A 14,705-nucleotide genomic window follows, 5' to 3' on the forward strand; every position below is an offset into this window, starting at 1 on the left:
GCGGGGCCAGTACGCCCTGGACGCGGCCTGGCGGCCGCTGCTACACCCCCCCCGTAGCAGCGGCCGCAGGCCGCGTCCAGACTCTACCGCACCACATCCTGCTCCAGCATCAGGGTCTTCTGGCCTGCGTCCAGGCGCACCTGGGCGCCTAGCGGCAAGGTCAGGTTGGGGTCGCAATGGCCACTGCGCCAGCCGGCCAGCACCGGAATGCCCATCGGCTCGAATACCTGCTTGAGCAACGGCGTCAGCCGCGGCACGTCCAGCCCCGCAAAGTCCCCCACCAATACCCCGCGAAGGCCCTTGAAACGCCCGGCAAGGCGCAGTTGCGTCAGCAGCCGGTCAACCCTGTACAGCGGCTCGCCAACGTCCTCAATGAAGAGGATGGCGCCGTTCAGGTCAATTTCATAGTCGGTCGCCAGGGTGGCGCAGATCATCGACAGGTTACCCCCGGTCAGGCGGCCGCTGGCCACGCCGTGCTCGATGCAGGTCAGCGGGTGGGCCACCGGGTGCGCCAGCAGGTCACCGGCGCGCAACTGGCCGCGCAACAAGCGCCGCAGCGAATCCTCGGTGGGCGCGTGGCGGTTGGCGAGCAGGTCGGAGGTGAGCATGGGCCCGTGGAAGGTAACGAAATTGCAGTGCCGGGCGAACGCCAGGTGCAAGGCGGTGATATCGCTGTAACCGATGAAAGGCTTGGCGTGGCGCGCGATCAGCTCGTAGTCGATGTGTTCCAGCAGGCGCGGGGTACCGTAGCCACCGCGCAGGCAGATGATGGCGTCGTTCTCGGGGTCGGCAAAGGCATCGTGCAGGTCCTGCAGGCGCACCTCGTCGCTGCCGGCCAGGTAGCCCTGGTGCTGCAGCACCCCGGGGTAGACCTTGAGGCGGTGGCCACGACTGGTCACCCAGCGCTCGGCGGCCTCGACACTGAACTCCTTGGGGCCGGCGGGCGCGATGAGCGCGATCTGCGCCTCGGTAGGCACCCGGCGCGGCAGGCTGGCAGCGGCTTGGTATGTCATTCGATGGGCTCCTTGCGTGGATCGAAAGCGCCTACTTTAGAGCGTTCCCCGTGACAGAACAGCATAGCTGTGTAACCCCCCGTATCCCAATGTCATGGCCCATGAACAACAATGCCGGCCGCAGTTCGGTGAACTGGCGGCCGGCACGGGAGCTTCAGGCGTCGATCAGAGCTTGATCTTCGCCTCGTGCGCCTGCTGGTCGGCGTGGTACGAGGAACGTACCAGCGGGCCGGAAGCGACGTTCTTGAAGCCCATCTTGTAGCCTTCCTCGGCGAACCAGGCGAAGGTGTCCGGGTGCACGAAGCGCTGTACCGGCAAGTGGCTGCGCGACGGTTGCAGGTACTGGCCCAGGGTCAGCATGTCGATGTTGTGCTCGCGCATGCGATGCATCACTTCGATCACTTCCTCGTCGGTCTCGCCGAGGCCCAGCATCAGGCCGGATTTGGTCGGTACGTGCGGCACCAGTTCCTTGAACTTCTGCAGCAGGGTCAGCGACCACTGGTAGTCCGAACCCGGGCGCGCGGCCTTGTACAGGCGTGGCACGGTTTCCAGGTTGTGGTTGAACACATCCGGTGGCTCGGCGGCGGTGATTGCCAGCGCCACGTCCATGCGGCCGCGGTAGTCCGGCACCAGGGTTTCCAGCTGCACGCCTGGCGACAGCTTGCGGATTTCCCGCAGGCAGTCGGCGAAGTGCTGGGCACCGCCGTCGCGCAGGTCGTCACGGTCCACCGAGGTGATGACCACGTACTTGAGGCGCAGGTCGGCGATGGCCACGGCCAGGTTCATCGGCTCGTCGGCGTCCAGCGCTTTCGGACGGCCGTGGCCGACGTCGCAGAACGGGCAGCGACGGGTGCAGATATCACCCATGATCATGAAGGTGGCAGTACCGCCCGAGAAGCATTCGCCCAGGTTGGGGCAGGACGCTTCCTCGCACACGCTGTGCAGCTTGTGCTTGCGCAGCAGCTGCTTGATGCGGTCGACTTCCGGCGAAACCGGGATGCGTACGCGGATCCAGTCAGGCTTCTTCGGCAGTTCTTCGGTAGGGATGATCTTCACCGGAATACGCGCGACCTTCTCGGCGCCACGCAGCTTCACGCCTGCTTCGACTTTTGGCCGGGGCGGGGTCACGTTGGTCACCGGGATCATGGTTTGCACGGATTCAGCTGTGTCTTGCGCGGTAGTCATATCAATCGATTCCGCCCGTCAGGGTCGTCTGCTCAGCGTAGTCGAGGTGCTTGACGAGCTGCGCGCGCAGCCGGGCACCAACCTCGGCATATTCAATCTGGCCTGCATGATCGCACAACTGGGTCATCGCCAGCCCGGCATATCCGCAGGGGTTGATACGGCGGAACGGCGCCAGGTCCATGTCCACGTTCAAGGCCAGGCCATGAAAGGAACACCCGTTGCGGATCCGCAGGCCCAGCGAGGCGATTTTCGCACCCTGGACATAGACACCCGGGGCATCGGCCTTGGCCGCCGCCGGTACACCATACTCGTCCAGCAGCGCGACGAGGGTCTGCTCGATGCGCGTGACCAGGTCACGCACGCCGTAGCCCAGGCGTCGCACATCCAGCAACAGGTACGCCACCAACTGGCCGGGGCCGTGGTACGTCACCTGGCCGCCACGGTCCACCTGCACCACCGGGATATCGCCGGGCACCAGCAGGTGCTCGGCCTTGCCCGCCTGGCCCTGGGTGAACACCGCGGGGTGCTGCACCAGCCAGACCTCGTCCCCGGTAGCCGGGGTGCGCTGGTCGGTAAAGCGTTGCATCGCGTGCCAGACTGGCTCGTAGGCCACAAGGCCCAGTTCGCGAAAGCCCAGGCACCGCGACATCAGAGCACCATTTTAACTACGCCGGTGGCACGCAGTTCGCTGTTGATGTTGTAGAGCTGGTCTTGCCCGGTAGCCAGGATGTGCAGCTGCAGCGTGGTGTACTTGCCATTGCTGCTCTGGCGCTCGGCGGTCTTGTCATGCTCGATGTCGGCGTGACGCGTGACAATTTCGATGACTTTGTCTTTGAAGCCTGCGCCGGTATCACCAATCACTTTGATCGGATAATCGGCGCAAGGGAATTCGATTTTAGGAGCCTTGACTTCTGTGTCTGTCATAGCAGTAACGGCCTCTTAAGCCGTGAAGACGGACAAACCCCCTGGCCGCACGGCGCAACCAGGGGGCATGCTGTTCACGTAATCAGTTGAACAAGCCGTAGAAGAATAGACGAATGCTATCCCACATGCGGCGGATGAAGCCACCTTCCTCGACCGCGTCGAGGGCGATCAGGTCGGCGCTGTGGACTACCTGGTCACCGTTTTTGACTTCCACTTTACCGATCACGTCACCTTTGGCGATGGGCGCGGTCAGCTGTGGTTTCATGGTCATGGTGGCGCTCAGGCCTTTCAGCTGGCCTTTTGGCAGGGTCATGGTCAGGTCGTCGGCAAGGCCCGCACGCACTTCGTGGGTAGCGCCTTTCCAGACGGGGGCTTTCGCCAGCTCGGCACCCTTCTGGTAGAAGGTCTGGGTTTCGAAGAAGCGGAAACCGTAGGTCAGCAGCTTCTGGGTTTCGGCGGCACGGGCAGCTTCGCTGGTGGTACCGAACACGACCGCGATCAGACGCATGCCATCACGTACGGCCGAAGCCGCCATGCAGTAGCCGGCTTCTTCGGTGTGGCCGGTTTTCAGACCGTCGACGGTCTTGTCGCGCCACAGCAGCAGGTTGCGGTTAGGCTGCTTGATGTTGTTCCAGAAGAACTCTTTCTGCGAGTAGATCGCGTAGTGGGCCGGGTCGATGTTGATGATCGCGCGGGCCAGCTTGGCGATGTCGTGCGGGGTGGAGTAGTGGTCCGGGTTCGGCAGCCCGGTAGGGTTCATGAAGTGGCTGTTCTCCATGCCCAGGTCGCCGGCGGTCTTGTTCATCATGTCGGCGAAAGCGTCTTCGCTGCCGGCGATGTGCTCGGACAGGGCCACGGTGGCGTCGTTACCCGACTGGATGATAATGCCGTGCAGCAGGTCGCTGACCGACACTTGCGAGCCGACTTTCAGGAACATCCGCGAACCACCGGTGCGCCAGGCGTTCTCGCTGACGGTGACCGGATCGTTTTCACCGATCTGGCCGCGCTTGATCTCCAGGGTGGCGATGTAGGCGCTCATCAGTTTGGTCAGGCTGGCTGGCGGCAGACGCTGGTCGCCATTGCTGTCCACCAGGACTTGCCCGCTGGACGCTTCCATCAGTACGTAGGCCTTGGCAGCCAGTTGCGGCGCCGCAGGCGTCATTTGCTCGGCCGACATGGCAACTGGGGCGATCAGCAGCAGTACAGGCAAGCACAGGCGTTTGGCAAAGGTGGTGATGTTCATCCGTCTCTCGAAATTGCTAATGGGCACATGCCCTCTCGGGCAAAATCTGTTTTGTTTCGGGGCCTATGACCCCGGTGTTGCTCGGCCGTTCTGCGGGCCGTTGATCAAACGGCTGGCACCCACCCCCAAGGGCAGGCGCCAGCTGCAGTCCGGCCTGTTGCCAGGCCGGGGAAATCATTCGGCGGTGACCACGCTGGGCGAGCCGAGGTTGGCCAGGCGCACACTGTCCTGGGTCTGCTGCACCTCACCCGGCGTGCCGATCGGCCCCATCCGCACTCGATACAGCGTCTGCTGGTTGCGCACTATCGAGCTGACGAACACCGGGGCTCGCACCATCGAACTCAGCTTCGACCTCAGCAGCTCCGCAGCGTCCGGATTGGCGAACGCTCCCACCTGGAGAAACTGGCCAGAGACTGGAACAGAAGCGTTTTTTTTTGCGTCGATCTGCGCGGGCAGGACGGCGGCGGCATGTTGCTGCGGCGGCGGGGTCCATTGTTCGATGGTACCGGCCGACGCAGTGATGACCGGCTTCTGCGGCGCTTGCGCGACCTGCGGCTGGTCAAGCATCAACGGTGCCGGACGGCCGCGTTGGGCCCAGTACTGGGCGGGGTCGATACCCTCGACCTTGACCCGCGCGGTGCCGATCTCGGCGTAACCCAGCTTCTTCGCCGCGGCGTACGACAGGTCGATGATGCGGTCGGAGTAGAACGGCCCGCGGTCATTCACCCGCAGGATCACGCTGCGGTTGTTGTCCAGGTTGGTGACACGCACGTAGCTGGGCAGCGGCAGGGTCTTGTGCGCGGCACTCATGCCGTACAGGTCGTACACCTCGCCGTTGGCGGTGTTCTGGCCGTGGAACTTGGTGCCGTACCAGGACGCCGTGCCAGTGGCCACGTAGCTGCTGGCATCGTTGAGCGGGAAGTAGGTCTTGCCCAGCACCGTATAGGGGTTGGCCTTGTACGGGCCGCTGTGCAGCGTGGGCACGGCGTCGGGAATACGCGAGACGTCCACGTCCCACCACGGCGCGCCGTCCTTGTGGGCCCGGTTGATGTCCAGGCCCGGCTGCGAGCGCACGGCATAGCCGCCGCTTTGCGGGGCACGGCTGCTGGTCGACGAACAGCTGGCGACCAACAGGGCGAGGGCTGCGTAGCCCATCAGCTTCAGAGGTGTGCGAATCGGCGTAGTCCGCATTACTTGACGCCCCGTGCTTGAACCAGTGCTTGCGACAGTTGATAGACGGCCATGGCATACATGGCGCTGCGATTATAGCGAGTGATGGTGTAGAAGTTGCCAAGGCCCATCCAATATTCCGGACCGAACTCACCGTCGAAGCGGAAAGCAGTCACGGGCATATCGTCGCGCAGCGCATCATGACTCGACCAGCCCAGTGCTCGCAACTGTCCAACGTTCTTCACCGGATCAATGCCCGGGCTCAAGCCTTCGTCGACGTGCTCGCCGCGCACCGAGGCGCGGCTCACCACCGGCTGGCCCATCACCCAGCCGTGCTGCTTGAAGTAGTTGGCGACACTGCCGATGGCGTCATCGGGGTCACTCCAGATATTGATGTGGCCATCACCGTCGAAATCCACGGCATAGGCGCGGAAACTGCTGGGCATGAACTGCGGCAGGCCCATGGCGCCGGCGTAGGAGCCCTTGATGCTCAGCGGGTCGACCTGCTGTTCACGGGACAGCAGCAGGAACTCGCGCAGCTCCTTGCGGAAGAAATCGGCACGCGGCGGGTAGTCGAACGCCAGGGTGGATAGTGCATCGATCACCCGGTAGTTGCCGGTATTTCTACCGAAAAACGTTTCGACACCAATAATAGACACGATTATCTGGGCCGGCACGCCGTATTCCTGCTCGGCGCGCTTGAGCGCCACTTCGTGCTGGCGCCAGAAGTCGACGCCACGGGCAATGCGCGCATCGGTGATGAACAGCGGGCGGTATTCCTTCCACGGCTTGACCCGCTCGGCCGGCTTGGAGATGGCGTCGAGGATGGCCTGCTTGCGCTGCACCTCTTCGAATACGCCAATCACCTGCTCGCCGGCAAAACCGTAGTCGCGGGTCATTTCACCGACGAACTTGGCCAACTGCGGGGTATTGTCGTAATCGCCGGCCGTCGCCTGTTGCGACGACCCGAGGATGCCTACCAGGCCGACCCAGGGAATGCACCGAGCGGCCCAGTTGCATACTGCTTGCATGAAATTCTTCACCTTAATCAAACCTGCGCGATCCACTTGCGATGGGTATGGATCGACATCAAAACCCCAAACGCTGACATCAGCGTCACCAGCGAAGTTCCGCCGTAGCTAATGAAGGGCAGCGGCACGCCTACTACGGGCAACAGGCCGCTGACCATACCGATATTGACGAAAACGTAAACAAAAAACGTCATGGTCAGGCTGCCGGCCAGCAGCTTGCCGAACAGCGTCTGCGCCTGTGCGGTAATCACCAGCCCACGGCCGATCAGCGCCAGGTACAGCAGCAACAAGGCGCAGATGCCCACCAGCCCGAATTCCTCGCCGAGCACGGCGATGATGAAGTCGGTGTGGCTTTCGGGCAGGAAGTCCAGGTGCGACTGGGTGCCCAGCAGCCAGCCCTTGCCGAACACGCCGCCCGAACCGATGGCGGCCTTTGACTGGATGATGTTCCAGCCGGTGCCCAGCGGGTCGCTCTCGGGGTCGAGGAAGGTGAGGATTCGCTGCTTCTGGTAGTCGTGCATGATGAAGAACCACATCGCCACAGCTACCGGCACGGCCGCAGCGATCACGCTGATGATCCAGCGCCAGCGCAGCCCGGCCATGAAGAGTACAAATGTGCCCGACGCCAGAATCAGCAACGAGGTACCCAGGTCCGGCTGGCGCACGATGAGGATGAACGGTATGCCGATCATCATCAGGCTGGCGCCGACGTGCTTGAGCGTGGGCGGCAGCGTGCGCTTGGCCAGGTACCAGGCGATGGTGGCCGGCATGATGATCTTCATGAATTCCGACGGCTGGAATTTGATCACCCCCGGAATGTTGATCCAGCGCGTGGCCCCCATGGCGTTGTGGCCCATGACGTCCACCGCCACCAGCAGGATCACCCCCAGGCAGTAGGCCAACGGCACCCAGCGGGCCATGAAGCGTGGTTCCAGCTGTGCAATCAGCAGCATCGACACCAGGCCGATGCCGAACGAGGTGGCCTGCTTGATCAGCAGGTCCCAGCTTTTGCCGCTTGCCGAATACAGCACGAACAGGCTGCCGGCAGCCAGGGTCAGCAGCAGGATCAACAGCGGGCCGTCGATGTGGATGCGCTGCAGCAAGGTGGCGCGGCGGCGCATCACGTCCTCGCTGGAGAGCATGCGATCGAAATTACTCTTCACGTGCGGTGATCTCCGTTGCGGTATTGCTGGCGTATTCGGGCTTGAGCTGGCCATCGGGGCCCAACAGCCAGGCGTCCATCACCTGGCGAACCACGGGGGCCGCGACGCCGGAACCGGACTCGCCGTTTTCCACCATCACCGCAACTACAATTTTGGGATTGTCGGCCGGTGCGAAACCCACGAACAAGGCGTGGTCGCGGTGGCGTTCCTGAAGTTTGGAGCGGTCGTATTTCTCGCCCTGCTTGATGGCCACGACCTGGGCAGTGCCGCTCTTGCCGGCAATGCGGTACTGGGCGCCCACCGCAGCCTTGCGGGCGGTACCACGGGCACCGTGCATCACTTGCTGCATGCCGTGGTTGACGCGGTCCCAGTCGTTGGGGTCGCGCAGCACAATGTCTTCCATGGGGTTCTCGTCCACCGGCGGTTCACCTTCGATGGTGCGCGCCAGGTGCGGACGGTTCCACTTGCCCTTGTTGGCGACCAGCGCGGTGGCCTGGGCCAGTTGCAGCGGGGTGGCCTGCATGTAGCCCTGCCCGATCCCCAGAATCAGGGTTTCACCCGGGAACCATGCCTGGCGCCGGGTAATGCGTTTCCAGTCCCGCGACGGCATCAGCCCCGGGGACTCCTCGAACATGTCCAGCGCCACTTTTTGGCCGATGCCAAAGCGGTTGAGGTAGCTGGACAGGCGGTCGATGCCCATCTTGTGGGCCAGGTCGTAGAAGTAGGTGTCGTTGGACCGCATGATCGCCGTGTCCAGGTCTACCCAGCCATCGCCACTACGGTTCCAGTTGCGGTACTTGTGGTCGAAGTTGGGCAACTGGTAGTAACCGGGGTCGAACACCCGGGTGCTGGCGGTGACCACGCCGGTGTCCAGGCCGGCGATGGCTACTGCCGGCTTGATGGTCGACCCTGGCGGGTACAAGCCGCGCAGCACGCGGTTGAACAGCGGCCGGTCGATGGAATCACGCAGGTCGGCGTACGCCTTGAAGCTGATGCCGGTGACGAACAGGTTGGGGTCGAAGCTCGGCTGGCTGACCATGGCCAGCACCTCGCCGGTCTTCGGGTCGAGGGCGACGATGGCGCCACGGCGGCCGGCCAGTGCGGCTTCGGCAGCTTCCTGCAGGTTGATGTCCAGGCTCAGGACGATGTCCTTGCCGGGCACCGGGTCGGTGCGCTTGAGCACCCGCAGCACGCGGCCGCGGGCGTTGGTCTCGACTTCCTCGTAGCCCACCTGGCCATGCAGCTGCGGCTCGTAGAAGCGCTCGATGCCGGTCTTGCCAATATGGTGAGTGCCGCTGTAAGCCACGGAATCCAGGCTTTTCAGCTCTTTCTCGTTGATGCGCCCCATGTAGCCCACCGAGTGCGCGAAATGCGGCCCCTGCGGGTAATGACGCACCAGCTGCGCGACCACTTCCACCCCGGGCAGGCGGAACTGGTTCACGGCAATACGGGCGATCTGTTCTTCGTTCAGCTCGAACAGTATCGGTACCGGCTCGAACGGCCGGCGGCCCTGCTTCATGCGCTTCTCGAACATGGCGCGTTCGTCAGGGCCCAGGTCCAGCACCTGGACGATGGTGTCCAGCACCTGCGCCCAGTCCCCTGCCCGTTCACGGGTCATGCTCAGGCTGAAGCTTGGGCGGTTATCGGCGATGATCACCCCGTTGCGGTCGAAGATCAGCCCGCGCGACGGCGGGATCGGCTGCACGTGCACCCGGTTGTTCTCCGACAGCGTGGAGTGATACTCGTACTGGATCACCTGCAGGTAATACAGGCGTGCCACCAGCGCGCACACCATCACCATCACCACGATTGCACCGACCACGACGCGGCTACGCACCAGGCGTGCGTCTTTCTCGTGATCCTTGAGGCGAATCGGCTGGGACATGAAGGGCGGCTTGTACGCTTATTTGTGGTAAGGGTGCCCGGACAGGACTGTCCAGGCGCGATACAGCTGCTCGCCGATCAGGATGCGTACCAGCGGGTGGGGCAAGGTCAGCGGCGACAGCGACCAGCGCTGGTCGGCGCGCGCGCACACTTCCGGCGCCAGCCCCTCGGGGCCGCCCACCATGAAGTTGACGGTGCGCGAGTCCAGCCGCCACTTGTCCAGCTCCACCGCCAGCTGCTCAGTGCTCCACGGCTTGCCGTGCACCTCAAGCGTGACAATACGCTCCCCCGGCTGAACCTTGGCCAACATGGCTTCGCCTTCCTGACGGATGAAGCGCGCCACGTCGGCGTTCTTACCGCGGGTGTTGAGCGGAATTTCCACGAGGTCCAGGGCAAGCTCGGACGGCAGACGCTTGGCGTATTCATGCCAACCGTCTTCCACCCACTTCGGCATGCGCGAGCCGACCGCAATCAGACGCAGACGCATGACCCGGCCTTATTCGTTGCCCGGGGTGTGGTGCGCGCCGCTGGCGGCACGGCTCTGCTCGGCACCCTGCCACAGGCGTTCCAGGTCGTAGAACTGGCGGGCAGCAGCGGTCATCATGTGCACGATGACGTCGCCCAGGTCCAGCAGTACCCAGTCGCTCTCGCCCTTGCCTTCTTCACCCAGTGGCTGTGCGCCCTTGGCCTTGACGTTCTCGCGAACCTTGTCGAGCATGGCGTTGATCTGGCGGCTGGAAGTACCGGTGGCGATGACCATGTAGTCGGTCAGGCTGTGCTTGTCCTTGACGTCGATGACCAGGATGTCCTGGGCCTTGACGTCTTCCAGTGCGGCCTTGGCCAGTTCGACCAGCTCTTCGCCGGATACGCTGATTTTTTGCTTAGTCATATAAAACTCGTTCAGTTCAATTGGACGCACGGTACAGCCCGTGCGCCTCGATGTAGGCCAGTACCGCGTCAGGCACCAGGAAACGTACCGACTTCCCGCTGGCCAGCAGTTGACGGATCTGGGTGGCCGACACCGCGAGGGGGGTCTGCCAGACGAAAGTAATATTCCCGCCAGGCCCATCAAGGGCCAGCGGGTCGCTGACCGACCGCGCGGCCAGCAGGTTGCGCAAGGCATCCGGCGGCTCGCTGTCGGCGTCAGGCCGCTGCAATACCAGGATATGGCAGTGCTGCAGCAGTTCTTCCCAGCGATGCCAGGAAGGCAGGCCACAGAAGGCATCCCAGCCCAGCAGCAGAAACAGCTGGTCTTCGGCGGCGAGTTCCGCGCGCATCAGCTCCAGCGTATCAATGGTGTAGGACGGCTTGTCCCGTTGCAGCTCCCGGGCATCCACCGTCAACGGCGCCACACCCTGCACCGCGCATTGCACCATCGCCAGGCGGTCCTGCGGCGTCACCTGCGGGGTGTCGCGGTGCGGCGGCCGGGCGTTGGGGGTCAGGCGCAACTCGTCCAGCTGCAAGGCATCGGCCACTTCCAGCGCGCTGCGCAGGTGGCCGATGTGCACCGGGTCGAAGGTGCCGCCCAGCACGCCGATACGGCGTGGCACGGGCTTGCTGCCTGGTTGTTTCAGGTCGCCCAAGTCAGACCGGCTCCTGGCCGCGCATCTGGCCGTCGCCGACCACGATGTACTTCTCGCAGGTCAGGCCTTCCAGGCCTACCGGCCCACGGGCGTGGATCTTGTCCGTGGAAATGCCGATTTCCGCACCCAGGCCATACTCGAAGCCGTCGGCGAAGCAGGTCGGGGTGTTGATCATCACCGAGGCGGAGTCCACTTCGGCGGTGAAACGCCGGGCTTCGGCCAGGTTCTCGGTGGCGATGGAATCGGTGTGATGCGAACCGTAGTGATTGATGTGCTCGATGGCCTGGTCCAGGCCGTCGACCACGCGAATCGACAGGATCGCCGCCAGGTATTCGGTGTGCCAGTCTTCTTCGGTGGCCGGCAGCACCTGGATGATATCGCGGGTGCGTTCGCAGCCACGCAGTTCCACGCCTTTTTCGGCGAACTGGGCAGCCATGGCCGGCAGGAAGTCGGCGGCCACGGCCGCGTCCACCAGCAGGGTTTCCATGGCACCGCAGATACCGTAACGGTAGGTCTTGGCGTTGAAGGCGATGCGCTGGGCCTTGGCCAGGTCGGCGTCGGCAGCTACATAGATGTGGCAGATGCCGTCCAGGTGCTTGATGACCGGCACCTTGGCATCGCGGCTGACGCGCTCGATGAGGCCACGGCCGCCACGGGGCACGATGATGTCGACGTACTCGGGCATGGTGATGAGCGCACCCACCGCCTCGCGGTCGGTGGTTTCCACTACTTGCACCACGGCGGCAGGCAAACCGGCCTCGGCCAGGCCGCGCTGGACGCAGGCGGCAATGGCGCGGTTGGAATGGATGGCCTCGGAGCCGCCACGCAGGATGGTGGCATTGCCGGACTTCAGGCACAGGCTGGCGGCATCGATGGTCACGTTGGGACGCGACTCGTAGATGATGCCCACAACGCCCAGCGGCACGCGCATCTTGCCCACCTGGATACCCGACGGCCGATAGCTCATGTCGCGGATCGCACCCACCGGGTCCGGCAGGCTGGCCACCTGGCGCAGGCCGACGATCATGCCGTCGATGCGCGCAGGGGTCAGCGCCAGGCGCTCGAGCATGGCCGGCTCCAGGCCGTTGGCCCGGCCAGCGGCCAGGTCCTGCTCGTTGGCGGCGGTGAGTTCGCTGCGGGCGGCGTCCAGGGCGTTGGCGGCAGCCTGCAGGGCGCGGTTCTTCTGCGCAGTGCTGGCGCGCGCGATCACACGGGAAGCCTCGCGGGCGGCGCGACCCAGGCGGGTCATGTAGTCAAGAACGGACTCAGTCATGGTCTCTGTGGTCTTGGCAAAGAGGAAAGCGGCTGATTATAGCTGTCTCGAAGGTCCGCTGACAGCGGTGGCAGGCGGATGGTCGAAAACAGTCCCCTGCAAGGCAATGATTCAGGTGTGATTAAGCCACAGATGAATATTATCCTTGCACGATCTTTCGTATCTTGCGGTAACTGCCGATGCTGCCCGACGCCCTGCCCTGGCCCGACGTCCACCCGTTACCGGATGCCTTTTTCGACCGCGATGCCCAGGTGCTGGCGCGCGAGTTGCTGGGCAAAGTCATCCGCCACCGGCAGGGGCCTTACTGGCTTTCGGCACGCATCATCGAGACCGAAGCCTACTACTGCGCGGAAAAAGGCAGCCATGCCTCGCTGGGTTACACCGAGAAACGCAAGGCGCTGTTCCTCGACGGCGGCCACATCTACATGTACTACGCCCGCGGCGGCGACTCGCTGAATTTCAGCGCCCAAGGGCCGGGCAATGCCGTGCTGATCAAGTCCGCCTACCCGTGGCTGGACCGTCACAGCGATGAAAACGCCCTGGCGCAGATGCAGCTGAACAACCCCGACGCCAGCGGCAACCCGCGCCCGGCGCAGCGCCTGTGTGCCGGCCAGACCCTGCTGTGCAAGGCCTTGGGCCTAAAAGTGCCGAACTGGGACGCCAGGCGCTTCGACCACGAACAGCTGTTCGTCGAAGACCTTGGCAACCTGCCGAAACACATTATTCAGACCACCCGGCTGGGCATTCCCCATGGGCGCGACGAACATCTGCCGTACCGTTTCGTGGACGCCGAATATGCCCGTCACTGCACAAGGAACCCCTTGCGCCGTGGCCAAGTCGAAGGTCGCGACTTTTTCATCCTCACGCAAGGAAACTGAAACATGGGCCCATGGCTCGACGGGCTGACCGCCTGGTTGTCCGCTCACCCCCAATGGCTGGGGCTGGCGATTGTGCTGGTGGCCTGCACCGAATGCCTGGCAATTGTCGGCCTGATAGTGCCCGGCACAGTGCTGCTCTTCGCCATCGCCGTGCTGGCAGGCAGCGGCGCGCTGTCCCTGGGGGAGACCCTGCTGCTGGGCTACCTGGGCGGCTTGCTGGGTGACGGCTTGTCCTACTTCACCGGGCGCCATTTCCACCAGAACATTCGGCGCCTGCCGGGCCTGCGCCATCACCCTGAATGGATCGGCCGCGCCGAGGGCTATTTCCAGCGCTACGGCATTGCCAGCCTGCTGGTGGGGCGTTTCATCGGCCCGTTGCGGCCGATGCTGCCCATGGTGGCGGGCATGTTCGACATGCCGTTGCTGCGGTTTGTGGGCGTGAGCCTGCTGGCCGGTGCTGGCTGGTCGGTGGTGTACCTGATGCCGGGCTGGGCCACAGGCGCCGCCATGCGCCTGCCCCTGCCGGAAGGGTTCTGGCCCCAGGCTGGCGTGCTGGCGGCCGGTTTCGCCATCCTGCTTGGCCTGAGCATCAATGCCGCCTGGCAATCGCGCCCGCACGGCACGCGCCTGGTCACGGCCATGTGCCTGGTGCTGTTGGGCGGCGTGTTCCTGGGCTGGCCGCACCTGGTGCAATTCGACCAGGGCATCATGACCCTGGTGCAGGAGCACCGCAGCGCCCTGGGCGATGACATCGCCGTGGCGCTGACCAAGATGGGCGATTTCCGCACTCAGTTCGTGCTGGCGGCCTTGCTGTGCGGTTTGCTGCTGGTGCTGCGCCAGTGGCGGCCGGCGATGTTTGCCCTCGGCACGCTGCTGGGCACGGCCTTGGGCAACGCGCTGATGAAGCACGTGTTCGCGCGCATGCGCCCGGACGTGATGACCGAACCGCTGAGTACCTACAGCATGCCCAGTGGCCATAGCTCGGCAGCGTTCGCGCTGTTCCTGACCCTGGGCGTGCTGGCCGGGCGCGGCCAGCCACCACGGCTGCGCCTGACCTGGTTGCTGCTGGGTGGGCTGCCGGCGGCGAGCATTGCCTTGTCGCGGGTGTATCTGGGCGCGCATTGGCCCACGGACATTCTGGCCGGCACCCTGCTGGCGTGCTTCGTGTGCGCGGCCAGCCTGACCTTGAGCCAGTGGCGCCAGCCGTTGCCGGCCATGGCGCCGCGGGTGTGGTGGCTGGTGATGCCGGTCACGGCGGTGGTGCTGGCCTACTTCGCCACACGGGAGTTTTCCCACACCCTGCTGCGCTACGCCTATTGAAGGCCGCTACGACATTGTTGTGGGAGCTGGCTTGCCAG

Annotated in this window: 15 protein-coding genes; 2 read left to right on the forward strand and 13 right to left on the reverse strand. The window is 64.2% G+C overall.

All coding sequences use genetic code 11. The features are described 5' to 3' along the window. Positions 1-83: 83 nt before the first annotated feature. The 13 genes from AC0SZ7_RS30840 to AC0SZ7_RS30900 all read right to left on the reverse strand — a co-directional run bounded on the left by AC0SZ7_RS30840 (position 84) and on the right by AC0SZ7_RS30900 (position 12,469). Complete coding sequence (locus tag AC0SZ7_RS30840; protein WP_475507874.1) at positions 84-1,013, reverse strand: S66 peptidase family protein; 930 nt, start codon at positions 1,011-1,013, stop codon at positions 84-86. A 165-nt stretch (positions 1,014-1,178) separates the two neighbouring features. Beyond that, positions 1,179-2,159: a lipoyl synthase gene (gene lipA, locus AC0SZ7_RS30845; protein WP_416427474.1), complete on the reverse strand. Its 981-nt coding sequence runs from the start codon at positions 2,157-2,159 to the stop codon at positions 1,179-1,181. Between the two features lie 40 nt (positions 2,160-2,199). Then, positions 2,200-2,847, reverse strand: a complete 648-nt coding sequence (gene lipB, locus AC0SZ7_RS30850; RefSeq protein ID WP_473004607.1) for a lipoyl(octanoyl) transferase LipB — start codon at positions 2,845-2,847, stop codon at positions 2,200-2,202. Next, positions 2,847-3,122 carry a DUF493 domain-containing protein gene (locus tag AC0SZ7_RS30855; RefSeq protein ID WP_027981082.1) on the reverse strand — a complete coding sequence of 92 codons (276 nt, stop codon included), beginning with the start codon at positions 3,120-3,122 and terminating at the stop codon, positions 2,847-2,849. The genes lipB and AC0SZ7_RS30855 overlap by 1 nt, the downstream gene beginning before the upstream one ends. An 82-nt stretch (positions 3,123-3,204) precedes the next feature. After that, on the reverse strand, positions 3,205-4,365 hold the full coding sequence (locus AC0SZ7_RS30860) for a D-alanyl-D-alanine carboxypeptidase family protein (RefSeq protein ID WP_475507875.1): 1,161 nt from the start codon (positions 4,363-4,365) through the stop codon (positions 3,205-3,207). Between the two features lie 174 nt (positions 4,366-4,539). Then, a complete protein-coding gene (locus AC0SZ7_RS30865; RefSeq protein ID WP_475507876.1) occupies positions 4,540-5,556 on the reverse strand; it encodes a septal ring lytic transglycosylase RlpA family protein in 1,017 nt (338 codons plus the stop codon). Continuing rightward, positions 5,556-6,566, reverse strand: a complete 1,011-nt coding sequence (gene mltB, locus AC0SZ7_RS30870; RefSeq protein WP_475507877.1) for a lytic murein transglycosylase B — start codon at positions 6,564-6,566, stop codon at positions 5,556-5,558. Before mltB ends, AC0SZ7_RS30865 begins: the two co-directional genes overlap by 1 nt. A gap of 17 nt (positions 6,567-6,583) precedes the next feature. Then, on the reverse strand, positions 6,584-7,687 hold the full coding sequence (rodA, locus tag AC0SZ7_RS30875; protein ID WP_416427476.1) for a rod shape-determining protein RodA: 1,104 nt from the start codon (positions 7,685-7,687) through the stop codon (positions 6,584-6,586). 31 nt (positions 7,688-7,718) lie between these two features. Continuing rightward, positions 7,719-9,614: a penicillin-binding protein 2 gene (mrdA, locus tag AC0SZ7_RS30880; protein WP_475507878.1), complete on the reverse strand. Its 1,896-nt coding sequence runs from the start codon at positions 9,612-9,614 to the stop codon at positions 7,719-7,721. An 18-nt stretch (positions 9,615-9,632) separates the two neighbouring features. After that, complete coding sequence (rlmH, locus tag AC0SZ7_RS30885) at positions 9,633-10,100, reverse strand: 23S rRNA (pseudouridine(1915)-N(3))-methyltransferase RlmH (RefSeq protein ID WP_475507879.1); 468 nt, start codon at positions 10,098-10,100, stop codon at positions 9,633-9,635. A 9-nt stretch (positions 10,101-10,109) separates the two neighbouring features. After that, the gene (gene rsfS / locus AC0SZ7_RS30890; protein WP_027981076.1) at positions 10,110-10,502 is read right to left on the reverse strand and encodes a ribosome silencing factor; all 393 of its coding nucleotides are present in this window, start codon (positions 10,500-10,502) and stop codon (positions 10,110-10,112) included. Between the two features lie 16 nt (positions 10,503-10,518). Continuing rightward, positions 10,519-11,163 (reverse strand): nicotinate-nucleotide adenylyltransferase, encoded by a 645-nt coding sequence (gene nadD, locus AC0SZ7_RS30895; protein ID WP_475507895.1) that lies wholly within the window; start codon positions 11,161-11,163, stop codon positions 10,519-10,521. Positions 11,164-11,197: 34 nt separating this feature from the next. Continuing rightward, positions 11,198-12,469 (reverse strand): glutamate-5-semialdehyde dehydrogenase, encoded by a 1,272-nt coding sequence (locus AC0SZ7_RS30900; RefSeq protein ID WP_475507880.1) that lies wholly within the window; start codon positions 12,467-12,469, stop codon positions 11,198-11,200. Between the two features lie 179 nt (positions 12,470-12,648). On the opposite strand from AC0SZ7_RS30900, the gene AC0SZ7_RS30905 reads away from it, so the two are divergent. Together AC0SZ7_RS30905 and AC0SZ7_RS30910 are read left to right on the forward strand one after the other, a co-directional pair. Further along, a complete protein-coding gene (locus AC0SZ7_RS30905; RefSeq protein ID WP_475507881.1) occupies positions 12,649-13,347 on the forward strand; it encodes a DNA-3-methyladenine glycosylase in 699 nt (232 codons plus the stop codon). Positions 13,348-13,350: 3 nt separating this feature from the next. Continuing rightward, the gene (locus AC0SZ7_RS30910) at positions 13,351-14,667 is read left to right on the forward strand and encodes a bifunctional DedA family/phosphatase PAP2 family protein (RefSeq protein ID WP_475507882.1); all 1,317 of its coding nucleotides are present in this window, start codon (positions 13,351-13,353) and stop codon (positions 14,665-14,667) included. Positions 14,668-14,705 lie beyond the last annotated feature (38 nt).

This window comes from Pseudomonas sp. JC1203, assembly GCF_056175065.1.

Excerpts from the sequence above, each read along its gene's own strand:
- AC0SZ7_RS30840 (WP_475507874.1), bottom strand. The coding sequence starts at position 1,013 with ATGACATACCAAGCCGCTGCCAGCCTGCCGCGCCGGGTGCCTACCGAG.
- lipA (WP_416427474.1), bottom strand. The coding sequence starts at position 2,159 with ATGATCCCGGTGACCAACGTGACCCCGCCCCGGCCAAAAGTCGAAGCA.
- rodA (WP_416427476.1), bottom strand. The coding sequence starts at position 7,687 with ATGCGCCGCCGCGCCACCTTGCTGCAGCGCATCCACATCGACGGCCCG.
- rlmH (WP_475507879.1), bottom strand. The coding sequence starts at position 10,100 with ATGCGTCTGCGTCTGATTGCGGTCGGCTCGCGCATGCCGAAGTGGGTG.
- AC0SZ7_RS30900 (WP_475507880.1), bottom strand. The coding sequence starts at position 12,469 with ATGACTGAGTCCGTTCTTGACTACATGACCCGCCTGGGTCGCGCCGCC.
- mrdA (WP_475507878.1), bottom strand. The coding sequence starts at position 9,614 with ATGTCCCAGCCGATTCGCCTCAAGGATCACGAGAAAGACGCACGCCTG.
- rsfS (WP_027981076.1), bottom strand. The coding sequence starts at position 10,502 with ATGACTAAGCAAAAAATCAGCGTATCCGGCGAAGAGCTGGTCGAACTG.
- AC0SZ7_RS30860 (WP_475507875.1), bottom strand. The coding sequence starts at position 4,365 with ATGAACATCACCACCTTTGCCAAACGCCTGTGCTTGCCTGTACTGCTG.
- lipB (WP_473004607.1), bottom strand. The coding sequence starts at position 2,847 with ATGTCGCGGTGCCTGGGCTTTCGCGAACTGGGCCTTGTGGCCTACGAG.
- AC0SZ7_RS30865 (WP_475507876.1), bottom strand. The coding sequence starts at position 5,556 with ATGCGGACTACGCCGATTCGCACACCTCTGAAGCTGATGGGCTACGCA.
- AC0SZ7_RS30910 (WP_475507882.1), top strand. The coding sequence starts at position 13,351 with ATGGGCCCATGGCTCGACGGGCTGACCGCCTGGTTGTCCGCTCACCCC.
- AC0SZ7_RS30905 (WP_475507881.1), top strand. The coding sequence starts at position 12,649 with ATGCTGCCCGACGCCCTGCCCTGGCCCGACGTCCACCCGTTACCGGAT.
- mltB (WP_475507877.1), bottom strand. The coding sequence starts at position 6,566 with ATGCAAGCAGTATGCAACTGGGCCGCTCGGTGCATTCCCTGGGTCGGC.
- AC0SZ7_RS30855 (WP_027981082.1), bottom strand. The coding sequence starts at position 3,122 with ATGACAGACACAGAAGTCAAGGCTCCTAAAATCGAATTCCCTTGCGCC.